The organism is Pseudomonas sp. NPDC087697 (assembly GCF_044743155.1).
In the GTDB taxonomy this organism is placed as follows: domain Bacteria; phylum Pseudomonadota; class Gammaproteobacteria; order Pseudomonadales; family Pseudomonadaceae; genus Aquipseudomonas.
Map to the genome: position 1 here is coordinate 46,494 of NZ_JBIUVW010000018.1, position 15,758 is coordinate 62,251.

General features: G+C 59.4%; 14 protein-coding genes. 2 read left to right on the forward strand and 12 right to left on the reverse strand.

Going from position 1 to position 15,758, the window contains the following annotated elements:
• Positions 1–63: 63 nt before the first annotated feature.
• The 8 genes from ACIPIN_RS14840 to ACIPIN_RS14875 all read right to left on the reverse strand — a co-directional run bounded on the left by ACIPIN_RS14840 (position 64) and on the right by ACIPIN_RS14875 (position 10,907).
• Positions 64–960 carry a peptidoglycan DD-metalloendopeptidase family protein gene (locus ACIPIN_RS14840; RefSeq protein WP_401119824.1) on the reverse strand — a complete coding sequence of 299 codons (897 nt, stop codon included), beginning with the start codon at positions 958–960 and terminating at the stop codon, positions 64–66.
• Between the two features lie 302 nt (positions 961–1,262).
• Positions 1,263–2,204 carry a response regulator gene (locus ACIPIN_RS14845; protein ID WP_401119825.1) on the reverse strand — a complete coding sequence of 314 codons (942 nt, stop codon included), beginning with the start codon at positions 2,202–2,204 and terminating at the stop codon, positions 1,263–1,265.
• Between the two features lie 163 nt (positions 2,205–2,367).
• Positions 2,368–3,129, reverse strand: a complete 762-nt coding sequence (gene phoU / locus ACIPIN_RS14850; RefSeq protein WP_401119827.1) for a phosphate signaling complex protein PhoU — start codon at positions 3,127–3,129, stop codon at positions 2,368–2,370.
• 111 nt (positions 3,130–3,240) lie between these two features.
• Positions 3,241–4,074, reverse strand: a complete 834-nt coding sequence (pstB, locus tag ACIPIN_RS14855) for a phosphate ABC transporter ATP-binding protein PstB (protein WP_401119829.1) — start codon at positions 4,072–4,074, stop codon at positions 3,241–3,243.
• Positions 4,075–4,245: 171 nt separating this feature from the next.
• Positions 4,246–5,916: a phosphate ABC transporter permease PstA gene (pstA, locus tag ACIPIN_RS14860; protein ID WP_401119831.1), complete on the reverse strand. Its 1,671-nt coding sequence runs from the start codon at positions 5,914–5,916 to the stop codon at positions 4,246–4,248.
• Between the two features lie 15 nt (positions 5,917–5,931).
• On the reverse strand, positions 5,932–8,214 hold the full coding sequence (locus ACIPIN_RS14865; protein ID WP_401119832.1) for an ABC transporter permease subunit: 2,283 nt from the start codon (positions 8,212–8,214) through the stop codon (positions 5,932–5,934).
• A gap of 225 nt (positions 8,215–8,439) precedes the next feature.
• Positions 8,440–9,441 carry a phosphate ABC transporter substrate-binding protein PstS gene (locus ACIPIN_RS14870; RefSeq protein ID WP_401119833.1) on the reverse strand — a complete coding sequence of 334 codons (1,002 nt, stop codon included), beginning with the start codon at positions 9,439–9,441 and terminating at the stop codon, positions 8,440–8,442.
• A 167-nt stretch (positions 9,442–9,608) separates the two neighbouring features.
• Positions 9,609–10,907 carry an MFS transporter gene (locus tag ACIPIN_RS14875; RefSeq protein ID WP_401119835.1) on the reverse strand — a complete coding sequence of 433 codons (1,299 nt, stop codon included), beginning with the start codon at positions 10,905–10,907 and terminating at the stop codon, positions 9,609–9,611.
• A 505-nt stretch (positions 10,908–11,412) separates the two neighbouring features.
• Between ACIPIN_RS14875 and ACIPIN_RS14880 the strand changes: the two genes are divergently transcribed.
• Together ACIPIN_RS14880 and ACIPIN_RS14885 are read left to right on the forward strand one after the other, a co-directional pair.
• Positions 11,413–11,817 carry an acyl-CoA thioesterase gene (locus tag ACIPIN_RS14880; RefSeq protein ID WP_003177184.1) on the forward strand — a complete coding sequence of 135 codons (405 nt, stop codon included), beginning with the start codon at positions 11,413–11,415 and terminating at the stop codon, positions 11,815–11,817.
• A 56-nt stretch (positions 11,818–11,873) separates the two neighbouring features.
• Complete coding sequence (locus ACIPIN_RS14885; protein WP_401119837.1) at positions 11,874–12,773, forward strand: D-hexose-6-phosphate mutarotase; 900 nt, start codon at positions 11,874–11,876, stop codon at positions 12,771–12,773.
• A gap of 135 nt (positions 12,774–12,908) precedes the next feature.
• On the opposite strand, the gene ACIPIN_RS14890 is transcribed toward ACIPIN_RS14885, so the two are convergent.
• The 4 genes from ACIPIN_RS14890 to purE form a co-directional block, all read right to left on the reverse strand.
• Positions 12,909–13,445, reverse strand: coding sequence for a DUF3299 domain-containing protein (locus tag ACIPIN_RS14890; RefSeq protein ID WP_123427514.1), 537 nt, complete (start codon positions 13,443–13,445; stop codon positions 12,909–12,911).
• A gap of 88 nt (positions 13,446–13,533) precedes the next feature.
• Complete coding sequence (locus ACIPIN_RS14895) at positions 13,534–13,782, reverse strand: GlsB/YeaQ/YmgE family stress response membrane protein (protein WP_401119839.1); 249 nt, start codon at positions 13,780–13,782, stop codon at positions 13,534–13,536.
• 108 nt (positions 13,783–13,890) lie between these two features.
• Positions 13,891–14,973, reverse strand: a complete 1,083-nt coding sequence (locus ACIPIN_RS14900) for a 5-(carboxyamino)imidazole ribonucleotide synthase (RefSeq protein WP_401119841.1) — start codon at positions 14,971–14,973, stop codon at positions 13,891–13,893.
• Positions 14,974–14,984: 11 nt separating this feature from the next.
• Positions 14,985–15,476, reverse strand: a complete 492-nt coding sequence (purE, locus tag ACIPIN_RS14905; RefSeq protein WP_019694319.1) for a 5-(carboxyamino)imidazole ribonucleotide mutase — start codon at positions 15,474–15,476, stop codon at positions 14,985–14,987.
• Positions 15,477–15,758: the final 282 nt, after the last annotated feature.

Below are 15,758 nucleotides of genomic sequence, written 5' to 3' on the forward strand. Positions count from 1 at the left end.
GGCAAAACACAAATTCCCTGTGGGAGCGAGCTTGCTCGCGATAGCGCCAGCTCGGACAATAAATTATTGTTTGCCGAGCGCAAAGTTCGGCAAGCTGCCCACCGGCTGGTTGAACTGATACGGAATCGACACCAGCCCCAACCCGCTATTGCGTTGCACCACGAAGTGCAGGTGCGGCCCGCTGCTGTTGCCGGTATTACCCGACAGCGACAGCGCACTGCCGACTGCCACCCGCTGACCTTCCCGAACACACACCGAACCGCGCTGAAGGTGCAGGTACACGCCCATGGTCCCGTCATCGTGCAACACCCGCACGAAATTGCCGGACGGATCAGTGCCGCGCCCACTCTGGCTGTTCTCGGTCTTCACCACCACCCCGCCACGGGCGGCGATGATCGGCGTGCCTTCCGGCATGGCGATGTCCATGGCGTAACGGTTCTTGACCCCAAAATGGCTGTATTGGCCATTGGCACCCTGCGTCAGGCGAAACGGCCCGCCACGCCACGGCAGCGGATACCGATAGGCCAGCGTGGTGCCTGAGGGGTCGCCCAGTGAATAGTAGAACGTCGGGGTATAGGCCAGCGGCTTGCCAGGCGAAATCGCCGTGAGCAACGCCAGACGCGTATTGCTGCGCGCTGGCAACACCCGGCGGATCGGTTGTTCCGACACACCACCGACATTCTTCAGCCCACCGAAACTCAGTTCGACCTCTACCGGCGCATACAGGTCATTGCGCACAAACACACTGTGCGTATCCTTTTGCTTCTTGATATCCAGATACACCTGGCGCTCAAGGTGCTCGTCCATCCGGTCGCGGAACACAAATATCCGTGCGCCATGCGATGGGCGATCACTGTAGGAGACCACGCCAGTGGCGCTCGTGGACTTGTAAATAGTGATGGCCACAGCCGAGGTGGAGGCCAGGAAAAGACCACAGAAAAACAGCAATCGCGCGAGCATGGGCAAGGTTCTGTCGAGGAAGGCCTGAAAAACAGCCTAGCAGCCAGAATGGCCTCGCGTGGTCGGCAGGTGTTTCAAATGAGTGTAGGGCTGCGCTCGTAGCAGCTGTCGAGCTTGCGAGGCTGCGTTCGAGGACGAAGTCCTCGCAAATCCTGTGTACGCGGTTGACCTGAAAGAGCCCCCATTGCCTGATTTACGACTGCTTCGCAGCCGAACGCAGCCTCGCAAGCTCGGCAGCTGCTACGAATGTGCGTCGATCACACATTGGCGAACAACGCCGAGCCGTTGTAGGCGCAAGGTGCTTACGCGCCCGGTACGAAATGCTTCTGCGCCGTACCACGGGCGATCAGTCGGGAGATGTAGTCGAGCTTTTGTGCGTCCTGGTCGACGAAGCGGAAGGTCAGTTGCAGCCATTCGCTATCGGGTTTCGGTTCAAAGGCGACGATGGCGTGCAGGTAACCGTTCAGGCGTGCGACTTCAGCGTTGTCACCCTGCTCCAGGTCGAGCACCGCGCTATCCAGCACTTGCGGCAGAGTGTCGGTGCGTTTAACCACCAGCAACGCTTCCTTGATGCTCAAGGCTTTGATTACGCATTGCTGAGTGCCGCTGGGCAGGCGCAGTTGACCTTGGCCACGACCGCCAGCCGGGGCTGCGGCCGGCGCCTTGACCGGTGGACTGTTGAGCAGACCGCGAGAGGGTGCTGCTGCCGGGGCAGGTGCGGCGGCGGCAGGCTTGGCGAACGGATTGACCGGCGCAGCAGGTGCGGTGACGGCAGCCTTGCCGCCCGTGAGCGCGCTGAGGGAGTCGTTGCCGAATGCCGAATTCATCTTGGTGGGCGCGCTGTTCATCAAGGTGTCGAGTTTGCCGACCTTGTTCAGCGCCTGCTTGACCTTGGTCAGCAACTGCTCGTTGGTGAAGGGCTTGCTGACATAGCCAGAAACGCCGGCCTGGATCGCCTGAACCACGTTTTCCTTGTCGCCACGGCTGGTGACCATGACGAACGGCATGCTCTTGAGATTGTCCTGCTCGCGGCACCAGGTCAGCAGTTCGAGGCCAGACATTTCCGGCATTTCCCAGTCGCACAGGACCAGGTCGAATGCTTCGCGCGCCAGAATGGCCTGCGCCTTTTTACCGTTGACCGCGTCTTCGATTCGAATGCCCGGGAAGTAGTTGCGCAGGCACTTCTTCACCAGGTCACGGATGAACGAAGCGTCATCGACCACTAACACACTGACCTTACTCATCAACCACCCCTTTAAAAAATCCCGGCAAGCATAACGCTTTGCTGATGGCACTTTGCCAAAACTCTTCAGTCACGCCGGACTTTTTCGTTCGCGGGTGCTATGAATTCGAAAACCGCAAACAAAAACGCCCGGCCAAAAGGCCGGGCGCTTTACTTGGGCAATATTACTTATCGTCAGCTTTGCCCGGAACATTAGCGCTTTCGGCACTTGTGCCTTCAACTTCTTCCTTCATGCGCTTGAGGCCCATATGACGGACATCGGTGCCGCGCACCAGGTAAATCACCAGCTCGGAAATATTGCGCGCGTGGTCGCCGATCCGCTCCAGCGAACGCAGCACCCAGATGATGCTCAAGACCCGCGTGATAGAGCGCGGGTCTTCCATCATGTAGGTCGCCAGCTCGCGCAGCGCAGTCTTGTATTCACGGTCGATGGTCTTGTCGTACTGGGCCACCGACAATGCCAGGTCAGCGTCGAAGCGAGCGAAGGCGTCCAGCGCGTCGCGAACCATGTTGCGCACCTGGTCGCCGATGTGACGAACTTCGACGTAACCGCGCGGGGCCTCGCCTTCTTCGCACAGCTGGATGGCGCGGCGGGCGATTTTAGTGGCTTCGTCACCGATGCGCTCCAGGTCGATCACCGACTTGGAGATGCTGATGATCAAACGCAAATCGGACGCAGCCGGCTGACGACGGGCCAGAATGCGCAGGCATTCTTCGTCGATGTTGCGTTCCATCTGGTTGATCTGGTCGTCGATCTCGCGCACTTGCTGGGCCAGGCCCGAGTCCGCTTCGATCAGTGCAGTGACCGCGTCATTAACCTGCTTCTCGACCAGCCCGCCCATGGCCAGGAGGTGGCTGCGCACTTCCTCAAGCTCAGCGTTGAACTGCTGGGAGATGTGGTGAGTTAAACCTTCCTTCGAAATCATGATTTGCTCCGCAAAAGCTGTGAGCTGCAAGCTACAAGCTGCAAGCTATTTGTGTCGTAACGCTGAACCGCTCTCACTTGCCGCTTGAAGCTTGCGGCTTGCAGCTGCTTCCTAGCCATACCGACCGGTGATGTAGTCTTCAGTCTGCTTCTTCGCCGGATTGGTGAACAGGGTATCGGTGTCGCCGAATTCCACCAGTTTGCCCATGTACATGAACGCCGTGTAATCGGAAACCCGCGCGGCCTGTTGCATGTTGTGGGTCACGATGACGATGGTGAACTTGGATTTCAGTTCGTAGATCAGCTCTTCGACTTTCAGCGTCGAGATCGGGTCGAGTGCCGAGCACGGCTCATCGAGCAGCAGCACTTCCGGCTCCACCGCGATGGTACGTGCGATGACCAGACGTTGCTGCTGACCACCGGACAAGCCCAGTGCCGACTCGTGCAGACGGTCTTTCACTTCATCCCACAGGGCCGCGCCTTTCAACGCCCATTCGACGGCTTCGTCAAGCACACGCTTTTTGTTGATGCCTTGAATACGCAGACCGTAGACCACGTTTTCATAGATGGTTTTCGGGAACGGGTTCGGCTTCTGGAATACCATGCCGACGCGACGACGCAGTTCGGCCACATCTTCGCCCTTGCGGTAAATGTTGTTGCCGTACAGGTTGATCTCGCCTTCGACACGGCAGCCGTCCACCAGATCGTTCATCCGGTTGAACGTGCGCAGCAGCGTTGACTTGCCGCAGCCGGACGGACCGATGAACGCGGTCACGCGCTGCTTGGGAATGTTCATGCTGACGTCGTACAGCGCTTGTTTGTCGCCGTAGAACAGGCTCAGGCTCGGTACTTCGATGGCCACGGTTTCCTGTGCCAGGTTCAGGCTCTGCTTGTCGCGACCCAGGGCTGACATGTTGATGCCGTGGGTATGTGCTTCGTGCTGCATGGGAAACTCCCTGTGCTAACAAATTTGGTTCGGTTGACCGCAGGCCTGGCCTGCGATTACGCAATTCTTTGTAGGAGCAAGGCTTGCCCGCGATGGGGCCGGTGAGTGTTAACCGGTTCAACGCGGTGATGCCATCGCGAGCAAGCTTTGCTCCTACAGGGTCGATGGTGATTAGCTATCCAAAGCTTTGTATTTCTCGCGCAGGTGGTTACGAATCCACACTGCCGACAGGTTGAGCGTGGCGATCACCAGCACCAGCAGCAGCGCCGTGGCGTACACCAGCGGCCGCGCGGCTTCGACGTTCGGGCTCTGGAAGCCGACGTCATAAATATGGAAGCCCAGGTGCATGATTTTCTGGTCAAGGTGCAGGTACGGGTAGTTGCCGTCTACCGGCAGCGACGGCGCCAGCTTCACCACACCCACCAGCATCAGCGGTGCCACTTCACCAGCAGCGCGAGCCACGGCGAGGATCATCCCGGTCATCATCGCCGGGCTGGCCATTGGCAGCACGATCTTCCACAAGGTTTCAGCCTTGGTCGCGCCGAGGGCCAGCGAACCTTCACGCACGGTGCGAGGAATCCGCGCCAGACCTTCTTCAGTGGCCACGATCACCACCGGCACCGCCAGCAGCGCCAGGGTCAGCGAGGCCCAGAGCAGGCCCGGCGTGCCGAAAGTAGGCGCCGGCAAGGCTTCAGGGAAGAACAACCGGTCAACCGAGCCGCCGAGTACGTAAACGAAGAAACCCAGCCCGAACACGCCGTAAACAATTGCCGGAACACCCGCCAGGTTGTTCACCGCGATGCGGATCAAACGGGTCATCGGCCCCTGGCGTGCATATTCACGCAGGTAGACCGCCGCCAGTACGCCGAACGGGGTAACGATCATCGCCATGATCAGGGTCATCATCACGGTGCCGAAGATCGCCGGGAAGATTCCGCCTTCGGTGTTTGCTTCACGCGGGTCGTCGCTGAGGAACTCCCAGACCTTATTGAAGTAGAAGCCCAGCTTGGTCAGGTAGCTCATGGCGTTCGGCTGGTAGGCATGAACCACTTTGCCGATGCCGATTTCGACTTCTTTGCCGTTGGCATCGCGAGCGGTCAGGCTGTCGCGATTGAACTGCGCGTGCAGGTCGCTCAGGCGAACTTCAACGTCTTGATAACGGGCGTTCAGCTCAGCGCGCTCAGCGTCCATATCGGCTTGCGCAGTCGCGTCGAGCTTGCCTTCAAGTTCCAGCTTGCGGCCGTGCAGGCGAATACGCTCAAGGCCAGAGTTGATCGCACCGATGTCGGTTTTTTCGAGGTTCTTCAGTTGTGCCGCGAGCTTGTTGACGCGGTCCACCCGCGCTTGCAGCTCCGGCCAGGCCGCTTCGCCTTCAGCGATGACCTTGCCGTCCTGTTTGACGTTGAGCAGGTAGCCGTAGAAGTTACCCCACTCGCGACGCTCGATGGTCATCAGCTCCGGTGGATTGCTCTGGTTGGTCAGCCACTCGCCGACGATCCAGGTGAAGTCATTGCCGTTGATGTCACGGTTACCGACCTTGATCAACTCGCGGGTCATGAATTCCGGACCTTGATCCGGCACTGGCAAACCAGCGCTTTTCAGACGCTCACGCGGTACTTCTTCTTTCTGCACCACTTCGCCGATGACGACATGGTTGGCCTGGCCCGGTACGTCGTAACTGGCGTGCATCAGGTCTGCCGGCCAGAAGTGGCCCAGACCGCGCACGGCAATCACCGCCAGCAAACCGATGGTCATGATGACGGCGATGGACACCGCGCCACCGCTGATCCAGACGCCGGGGGCGCCGCTCTTGAACCATCCTTTCAGGGAGTTCTGTTTCACAGACTTCTACCTTTCTTAAAGCGACGAGTATTTCTTGCGCAGACGCTGACGGATCAGCTCCGCGAGGGTGTTCATGATGAAGGTGAACAACAGCAGCACCAGTGCCGAAAGGAACAGCACGCGGTAGTGGCTGCCGCCGACTTCCGACTCGGGCATTTCCACCGCGACGTTGGCAGCCAGAGTGCGCAGGCCTTCGAACAGGTTCATTTCCATGACCGGGGTGTTACCGGTGGCCATCAACACGATCATGGTTTCCCCGACCGCACGGCCCATGCCGATCATCAGTGCCGAGAAAATGCCCGGGCTGGCGGTGAGGATCACCACGCGAGTCATGGTCTGCCATGGCGTAGCACCCAGGGCCAGGGAACCCAGTGTCAGGCCGCGAGGTACGCTGAACACGGCGTCTTCAGCGATCGAGTAGATGTTCGGGATCACTGCAAAACCCATGGCCAGACCGACCACCAGTGCGTTGCGCTGGTCGTAGGTGATGCCCAGGTCGTGGGAGATCCACATACGCATGTCGCCGCCGAAGAACCAGGTCTCCATGTACGGACTCATGTACAGCGAGAGCCAGCCAACGAAGATGATCACCGGGATCAGAATCGCGCTTTCCCAGCCATCCGGCACTTTCAGGCGCAGCGACTCAGGCAGGCGACTGAAGGTGAAACCGGCGATCAGGATGCCGAACGGCACGAGCATCAGCAGGCTGAAAATCCCCGGCAAGTGTCCTTCCACATACGGTGCGAGGAACAGGCCGGCGAAGAAGCCGAGGATCACCGTCGGCATCGCTTCCATCAATTCGATCACCGGTTTGACCTTGCGGCGCATGCCCGGAGCCATGAAGTAAGCGGTGTAGATCGCAGCCGCTACAGCCAGCGGTGCAGCCAGCAACATCGCGTAGAACGCGGCTTTCAGCGTACCGAAAGTCAGCGGCGAGAGACTCAGCTTGGGTTCGAAGTCGGTGTTGGCGGCGGTCGATTGCCAGACGTACTTAGGCTCATCGTAGTTTTCGTACCAGACCTTGCTCCACAACGCGCTCCACGAGACTTCCGGGTGCGGGTTGTCGAGCAGCAGCGGTTGCAGCTTGCCGCCCTGTTCCACGATGACGCGGTTGGCACGCGGCGACAGACCGAAAACGCCCGCACCATTGACTACCTGGTCCACCAGCAACGTGCGGTGGGCGGTGCTGTGGAACACACCGAGCTTGCCGGCAGTGTCGAGGGCGATGAAACCTTTGCGACGCTCTTCGGCGGTGATTTCAATGATCGGCGTAGTGCCCATCTGGAAAGTACGGATCTGTTTCAGGCGTTGCTCGCCATCGGTATCGCGAGCCATGAACCACTGGGCCAGACCACCCTTGGAGTTGCCGATGATCAACGAGATACCGCCCACCAGCTGGGTGCTGGCAGTCACTTGGGATTCGCCGTCTTCAAGCAGCTTGTAGCGACCGTTGAGGCTCTTGTCGCGCAGGCTGAAGACGTCGGCCTGGGCGCGCCCGTTGACCACGTACAGCCACTGCTGACGCGGGTCGACGAAGATGTTCTTCACCGGTTCGGTCATTTGCGGCAGGTCAATGCGCTTCTGCTCGTTGGTGACCTCACCGGTCATCATATTTTCTTCGTGGGTCACTGACAGCACGTGCAGCTGCGAACCGGTGGAACCGGCCAGCAACAGGGTCGATTCGGTCGCATTGAGGCTGACATGCTCCAGGGCACCGCCCTGCTCGTTCAGCGCAATCGGCGTTTCGCCGTACGGGTACTCAATGGCCGGCGAGATGGTTTTCTTGCCTTCCGGATAACTGACTTTATAGGTGTGACGGAATACGAGTGCCTGGCCATTGGACAAGCCCACGACTACCAACGGGTGACCCGGCTGGTCTTCACCAATCGACATCACGCTGGTGCCGGCCGGGATCGGCAGGTCAACGCGGCGCAGTTCTGCGCCTGTGTCGATGTCGAAAAACAGCGCCTGGCCCTTGTCGGAAACCCGCATGGCGACCTGGTTCTGTTCTTCGAGGGAGATCATCAGCGGTTTGCCAGCGTCTTGCATCCAGGCCGGGGTAATCGCGTCCTTGGAGGTCAGGCTGGCGCCCTGGAACAGTGGCGCGACAACGTAGCCAAGGAAGAAGAAGATCAGCGTGATCGCGCCGAGGACGGCGAGGCCGCCAACGAAAACGTACCAGTGGGTCAGGCGATCCTTGAACGCGCGGATGCGGCGCTTGCGTTGTAGCTCAGGCGTATTGAAGTCAATGCGCTTGGGGGGATTGGTAGTCATGGTGGAATTGGCCAGATCAGTCATGCGCACACCCTAGCGATCCTGTATGACAGAAAGATGACAATGCAGTGACGCAGCAAAGCCGCCGCCCGTGTGAACTGGCAGCGGAGCAAAAATTCGAGGTGTGTGTGGGAGCGGGCTTGCTCGCGAAGAGGTCATCACATTCAACATCAATGTTGACTGATCCACCGCTTTCGCGAGCAAGCCCGCTCCCACACTGGAACCCGGGATTACCTCGGGTTCAGGGTGTTACTTTTTTGCGACTTCAGCACCTTCCTGCAGACCCAGGTCAGCCAGTGCCTTGGCGGCAACTTTGGCTGGCAGTGGGATGTAGCCGTCTTTCACTACAACTTCCTGGCCCTGTTTGGACAGAACCAGTTTCACGAACTCGGCTTCCAGCGGGGCCAGAGGCTTGTTCGGGGCTTTGTTGACGTAAACGTAGAGGAAGCGCGACAGCGGGTATTTGCCGTTCAGGGCGTTTTCTTCGCTGTCTTCGATGAACTCGGTGCTGCCTTTCTTCGACAGGGCAACGGTTTTCACGCTAGCAGTTTTGTAGCCGATGCCCGAGTAACCGATACCGTTCAGCGAAGAGCTGATCGATTGCACGACCGAAGCCGAGCCTGGTTGTTCGTTGACGTTTGGCTTGTAGTCGCCTTTGCACAGGGCTTCTTCTTTGAAGTAGCCATAAGTGCCGGATACCGAGTTACGGCCGAACAGTTGAACCGGCTTGTTGGCCAGGTCACCCTTCACGCCCAGGTCGGCCCAGGTTTTGACTTCTTCTTTAGCGCCGCACAGACGAGTCGAGGAGAAGATCGCGTCGACTTGTTCCATGGTCAGGTGCTGGATCGGGTTGTCCTTGTGCACGAACACGGCCAGGGCATCCACGGCAACCGGGATAGCGGTTGGCTTGTAGCCGTACTTCTGCTCGAAGGCAGCCAGTTCGGTGTCCTTCATCTTGCGGCTCATCGGGCCCAGGTTAGAGGTGCCTTCAGTCAACGCAGGTGGCGCAGTGGCGGAGCCAGCGGCCTGAATCTGGATGTTTACATTCGGGTATTCTTTTTTGTAGTTCTCGGCCCACAGGGTCATGAGGTTGGCCAGGGTATCGGAACCGACGCTGGACAGGTTGCCCGACACACCGGTGGCCTTTACGTAAGGCTTAATAGCCGGGTCAACACCAGCAGCGACCGCATTGGCGGTCGCAACGCCAGCAGCGACAAAAGTCATTGCCACCATCAAACGCTTCAGTTTCATGCCTTACTCCTAGCAAATAGGGTGTGTTAAGTCGGGGCCAAGTATCGGCAGGCCGTATGAACACTCTATGGCTGAAATATGACAATTGGATGAATGGCCACCACCCAAAGGGCTCCTGCAACATCCTGTAATCATTCATCGCCGGCAAGCCAGTGATGAGGCCCTGATCAGCGTCCTTGCTTCCACAAGTAAGCGCCCACCAGGATGCCGATGCTGCAGATGATTGCCACATAGTAAGCAGGCCCCATCGGGCTTTCCTTGAGCAACAGGGTGACAACCATCGGGGTCAGGCCACCGAAAATCGCGTAGGCCAGGTTGTAGGAAAACGACAGGCCGCTGAAGCGCACTACGGCCGGGAACGCCTTGACCATCACGAACGGCACCGCGCCGATGGTGCCGACGAACAGGCCGGTCAGCGCGTACAGCGGGAACAGCCAATCCGGGTGATTGAACAGGCTGTGGTAGAAGGTCCAGGAAGTCGCCAGCAGCGCCGCGCTGCCAAACACGAACACCCGGCCAGCGCCGAAGCGATCCGCCAGCGCGCCGGAGGCCACGCAGCCCAGGCTCAGGCACACGATGGCCACGCTATTGGCTTGCAGCGCGGTAGTGGCCGAGAAGTGATAAATGGTTTGCAGCACGGTCGGGGTCATCAGAATGACCACGATGATCCCGGCCGACAGCAGCCAGGTCAGCAGCATCGAAAGGACGATGGCGCCGCGATGGTCACGCAGCACCGCGCGCAGCGGCACTTCTTCGGCCAGCGCCTTGCGCAGTTGCAGCTCGGCGAACACCGGGGTTTCGTGCAGCCAGCGGCGCAGGTAAACCGAGAACAGGCCAAACACACCACCGAGCAGGAACGGGATCCGCCAGGCGTAATCAGCCACTTGTTCAGAGGTGTAGAAGCTGTTGATTGCGGTGGCGACCAGCGAGCCGAGCAGGATGCCGGCAGTCAGGCCGGACGTCAGCGTGCCGCAGGCGTAGCCGATGTGCCGCTGGGGCACGTGTTCGGAAACGAAGACCCAGGCTCCTGGCACTTCACCGCCAATCGCCGCGCCCTGGATCACTCGCATCAGTAGCAACAGGATCGGCGCCCACATGCCGATCTGCGCGTACGTCGGCAGCAAGCCCATGATCAGCGTCGGTACGGCCATCATGAAAATGCTCAGGGTGAACATTTTCTTGCGCCCCAGCAGGTCGCCGAAGTGCGCCATGACGATGCCGCCCAGTGGCCGCGCCAGGTAACCGGCCGCAAAGATGCCGAAGGTCTGCATCAGCCGCAGCCACTCGGGCATGTCCGCCGGGAAAAACAACTTGCCGACCACCGTGGCAAAGAACACGAAAATGATGAAGTCGTAAAACTCCAGCGCACCGCCCAAGGCTGAAAGCGACAGCGTCTTGTAGTCGTTGCGGGTCAAGGGACGTGCGGGTTGCGCGGATGTCGCTATGCTCGATGGCGCTGTGGTCATGGCAAGGGCTTCTCTTATAGGCAGATCTGCAACCCCAACAACGCTGGCAGGGGCTTGGGCAGGTTCGGCACGATAACAAATTGTTCGAAAAAGCACATAGACGTGCGTATTTGACAGTCAAAATGAGAACCGGACGGTCGTCGCGGAGTCTACTGACCGATATACTCGCAACCGTACGACAGCTTCGAAGGGTTGCTGTGCGAAGACGCTGCTGGCTTTACCAGTCGATTTCGCAGAGTTTCCCTTTAGCGCGCCTTACGAGAAACGTGACGAACGTAGTATGTTCGGGCTGAAACGTTTTTCTAGGCTCTAGTGCGCAAAGTCGCCGAGCGAAGGTCAGGCAAGGCAAAAACAGGCGAGGACGCGGAGTTTACGGGTTGTAAATGAGCAGTCAGAGCCTGTTTTTAACGCAGCATGACCGAGCGCAGGCACTTTGCGCGCAGAGCCGCAAGACGGCTATTCACCTGAAGTACTATGAGAGTCACGGGTCAGAGGCACCCCCGGCATGATAGAGCTCGAACAAGAAGATCCTATTCCGCAAGGCGATCTGGCCCTGCAAATCACCGCGCTTCCCCGCGAAACCAACGGTTTTGGCGATATTTTCGGTGGCTGGCTGGTGTCACAGATGGATTTGGCCGGCACGGCGATGGCCAGCAAGGTCGCGGGCGGACGAGTAGCCACCGTGGCAATCGATCGCATGGCATTCCTGGTGCCGGTCGCAGTGGGCGCGCAGTTGTCCTTTTATACCCAGGCGCTGGAAATCGGCCGCAGCTCGATTCAGATGATGGTCGAGGTCTGGAGCGACGATCCGTTGTCCAGCGAATGGCGTAAAGTCACTGAAGCGGTGTTCGTGTTCGTCGCCATCGATGGCAGCGGCCGCACCCGTTCGGTTCCGCCTAGAGCTCGTTAATCCCGGCGGCCGCCTACGGTCCATTGCAGTCATTGATCCTGAACGAGATGTGCACCATGCCTACGCCCAACGTTGAAGCCGTGAAACTGGATGAACTGAATTGCTGGCGCATCCGCCACGGTCAGGCCGAACTGCTGGTGGCCCAGCAAGGCGCGCACATCCTCAGTTATCAACTGGCCGGGCAACCGCCGCTGATCTGGCTCAACGACGAGGCCGTGTTCAAAACCGGTAAAAACATCCGCGCAGGCGTTCCCGTGTGCTGGCCGTGGTTTGGCAATCTGGACCGCAACCCGCCGAGCGTGCAGGCGATGCGCGTCAGCGATCAACCCGCTACCGCCCATGGGCTGGTGCGGGCGATGGACTGGGAGCTGGGCGCTATTGAAGCCGAAGGCGAAAGCCTGAAGGTCGAATTTGTCCTGCCATACCCTGAAGCTGGCCTGCCGGGCTGGCCGCACCAGGTCGATTTGACGCTGAGCATTCGTCTTGATGAGCAATTGCACATCAACCTGACCAGCCACAATCGCGGCGCCGACACAGTGAGCATCAGCCAGGCACTACACAGCTACTTCGCGGTCAGCGATGTACACCATGTGCATGTCGAAGGCCTGAACGGGCTGAGCTACATCGAAACCCTGGATAACTGGAAAACCGTCACCCAGACCGGCGATCTGCGTTTTACCGGGGAAACCGACCGCATCTATCTGAATACGCCGGCGCAATTGAGCATCGTCGATCCTGCCTGGGAACGGCGGATCGAACTGACCAGCAGCGGCTCGCGCTCGGCGGTGATCTGGAACCCATGGATCGCGCGCGCGGCGCAGTTCAGTGACATGGCCGACGATGGCTGGCAGCGCATGCTGTGCATCGAAACGGCGAATGTGATGGATGACGTTGTGACCCTGGCGCCGGGGGCGAGTCATACGCTGGGCGTGAGTATCGCCAGCAAACCGCTTTAAGCAACGCCATAAACCACTGTGGGAGCGGGCTTGCTCGCGAAGGGGCCATAACATTCAACATCATCGTTGACTGTTACACCGCCTTCGCGAGCAAGCCCGCTCCCACATTTGATCAGTGCCAAGCCAGCTGGCGCGTTACAAATCCGACTCTTTGACCACCCGCACTTTCTCCGCATCCAGCGCATAAGCCGCATCGGCCAGGTCGTTGTTGACCTTCTCGATCTTCAGCGTGCCCGTGACCCACAGCGGTGTGTAGATATCGTCCAGCTTCAACCCCTTCGGATAACGCACCAACACCAACTGGTTAGGCGGTGGTGGCGGCACGTGGATGCAGGCGCCCGGATATGGCACCAGGAAGAACAGCGTGCTGCGACCCTTGCCGTCGGTTTCCAGCGGCACGGGATACCCGCCGATGCGGATGTTTTTGTCGTTCATCGACGCCACGGTTTTGGTCGAATACATCACCGCGGGCAAGCCCTTGCTCTGCTTCAGGCCACCCTTGTCGGTAAAGGTGCCGTTGGCTTCGGGCGAGTTGTGGTCGATTTCAGGCATGGCCTCGAGGGCCTTCTGGTCCGACTTGGGCATCAGTTCGAGCCAGTCGGTTTCCGGCAGTTCGCCGGCATGAGCCAGGCCTGAGCCCAGCAATAGGAGAGTCAACAGAAGACGGCGCATGAAGATGCTCGGCAAAAGGGAAGTCAGTAAGTCGTCGAGCATTCTAGCCCTCTCTGCCCGTGCGGCAGAGAGGGCTTTGTCGCTTGAATCAGGTGTTTTTCTTGAACAGACCGTAGATCACCAGCAAGATAATCGCGCCCACCAGTGCCCCGATGAAGCCAGCAGCTTGCCCTGGCTCATAGATATGGAGCGCCTGACCGCCGTAGGTCGCGGCCAGCGAACCACCGATACCCAGCAGAATGGTCATGATCCAGCCCATGCTGTCGTCACCCGGTTTCAGGAAACGGGCCAGCAGGCCAACAATCAAGCCGATGAAGATGGTTCCAATAATGTGCATGGCGCTTCCTCTGAATGAAGGGGCTATATAGCCAAAGCCTAGTCAGGCTTTGGCGTCCTGCCATCAGAGAACGGCGGCGACCGAAGGTTCCGTCGCAGCCAAATGAAACTATTCAGCAATCAGCGCTTCGACCTTGAGGATCTGCCGCTCCAGCGTGGCCTTATCGGCGCAACGCAGGTTGACGTGACCGACCTTGCGGCCGACCTTGAATGCCTTCCCGTAGTGGTGCAGATGGCAATCAGCGATGGCGATGACCTTCTCAACCGGCGGTACCACACCGATGAAGTTGAGCATCGCGCTCTCGCCGATCTTGGCGGTCGAACCCAGCGGCAGGCCGGCAACGGCGCGCAGATGGTTTTCGAACTGGCTGCACTCGGCGCCTTCGGTGGTCCAGTGCCCGGAGTTGTGTACGCGCGGGGCGATTTCGTTGGCCTTGAGGCCGCCGTCGACTTCGAAGAATTCGAACGCCATCACGCCGACATAGTCCAGCTGCTTGAGCACCCGGCTGGAGTAATCCTCGGCCAAAGCTTGCAACGGGTGATCAGTGCTAGCCACGGACAGCTTGAGAATGCCGCTGTCGTGGGTGTTGTGGACCAGCGGGTAGAACTTCGTTTCGCCATCGCGAGCGCGCACGGCGATCAGCGAGACTTCACCGGTGAACGGCACGAAGCCTTCCAGCAAGCAGGCCACGCTACCCAGTTCGGCGAAAGTGCCGACCACATCGGCCGGTGTGCGCAGGACTTTCTGGCCCTTGCCGTCGTAACCCAGGGTACGGGTTTTCAGCACGGCGGGCAGGCCGATGGTGGCTACCGCAGCTTCCAGATCGGTTTGCGACTGGATATCGGCGAAGGCCGGGGTTGGAATTCCCAGGTCCTTGAACATGCTCTTTTCGAACCAGCGATCGCGGGCGATGCGCAGTGCTTCGGCACTCGGGTAAACCGGGACGAATTGCGACAGGAAGGCCACGGTTTCGGCCGGGACGCTTTCGAACTCGAATGTCACCAGATCAACTTCATCGGCCAACTGACGCAGGTGATCCTGATCGCCGTAATCGGCCCGCAGGTGTTCACCCAGCGCGGCTGCGCAGGCATCCGGCGCGGGGTCCAGAAAAGCGAAGTTCATTCCCAGCGGCGTACCTGCCAGGGCCAACATGCGACCCAACTGGCCGCCACCGATTACACCGATCTTCATCGTCAACAACCTCAGGCGATGCGTGGGTCTGGATTGTCCAGGACGCTGTCTGTCTGCTCGGCACGGAAGGTTTTCAGCACCGCGTGGAATTGCGGGTGCTTGGCGCCCAGGATGCTCGCCGAAAGCAGTGCGGCGTTGATCGCGCCCGCCTTGCCGATGGCCAGGGTGGCAACCGGAATGCCCGCTGGCATCTGCACGATCGACAGCAGCGAATCGACGCCCGAGAGCATCGACGACTGCACCGGTACGCCCAGCACCGGCAGGTGGGTCTTGGCCGCACACATGCCTGGCAAATGGGCCGCACCACCGGCACCGGCGATGATCACCTCGATGCCACGGGCCTCGGCCTCTTCGGCATACTGGAACAGCAGGTCCGGGGTGCGGTGGGCAGAGACCACTTTCACCTCGTAAGGGATGCCGAGCTTTTCCAGCATATCGGCGGTGTGGCTAAGGGTGGACCAATCGGACTTGGAGCCCATGATCACGCCAACCAGTGCACTCATCGTCGTGCCTCTTCTCTCTGGGCGCCCGCAGGCGCGTCAAAAAACAACAAGCCACGCAAAATGCGTGGCTTGATTGTACGAATTATGGCCAGTCAAACCGGCCGAAGGCCGCGCAGTATACCTCAATGAAGCAGATAAACAGCCCCCCGTGCGACCATCTGTCATGCAGCTCAAAGTCCCGGTTTTATTGACTCGAAGGTCAGCCAAAACACACCGCAAATCCCCTGTGGGAGCGAGCCTGCTCGCGATGGCGCCAGATCAGTCGACACTTATGCTGAATGT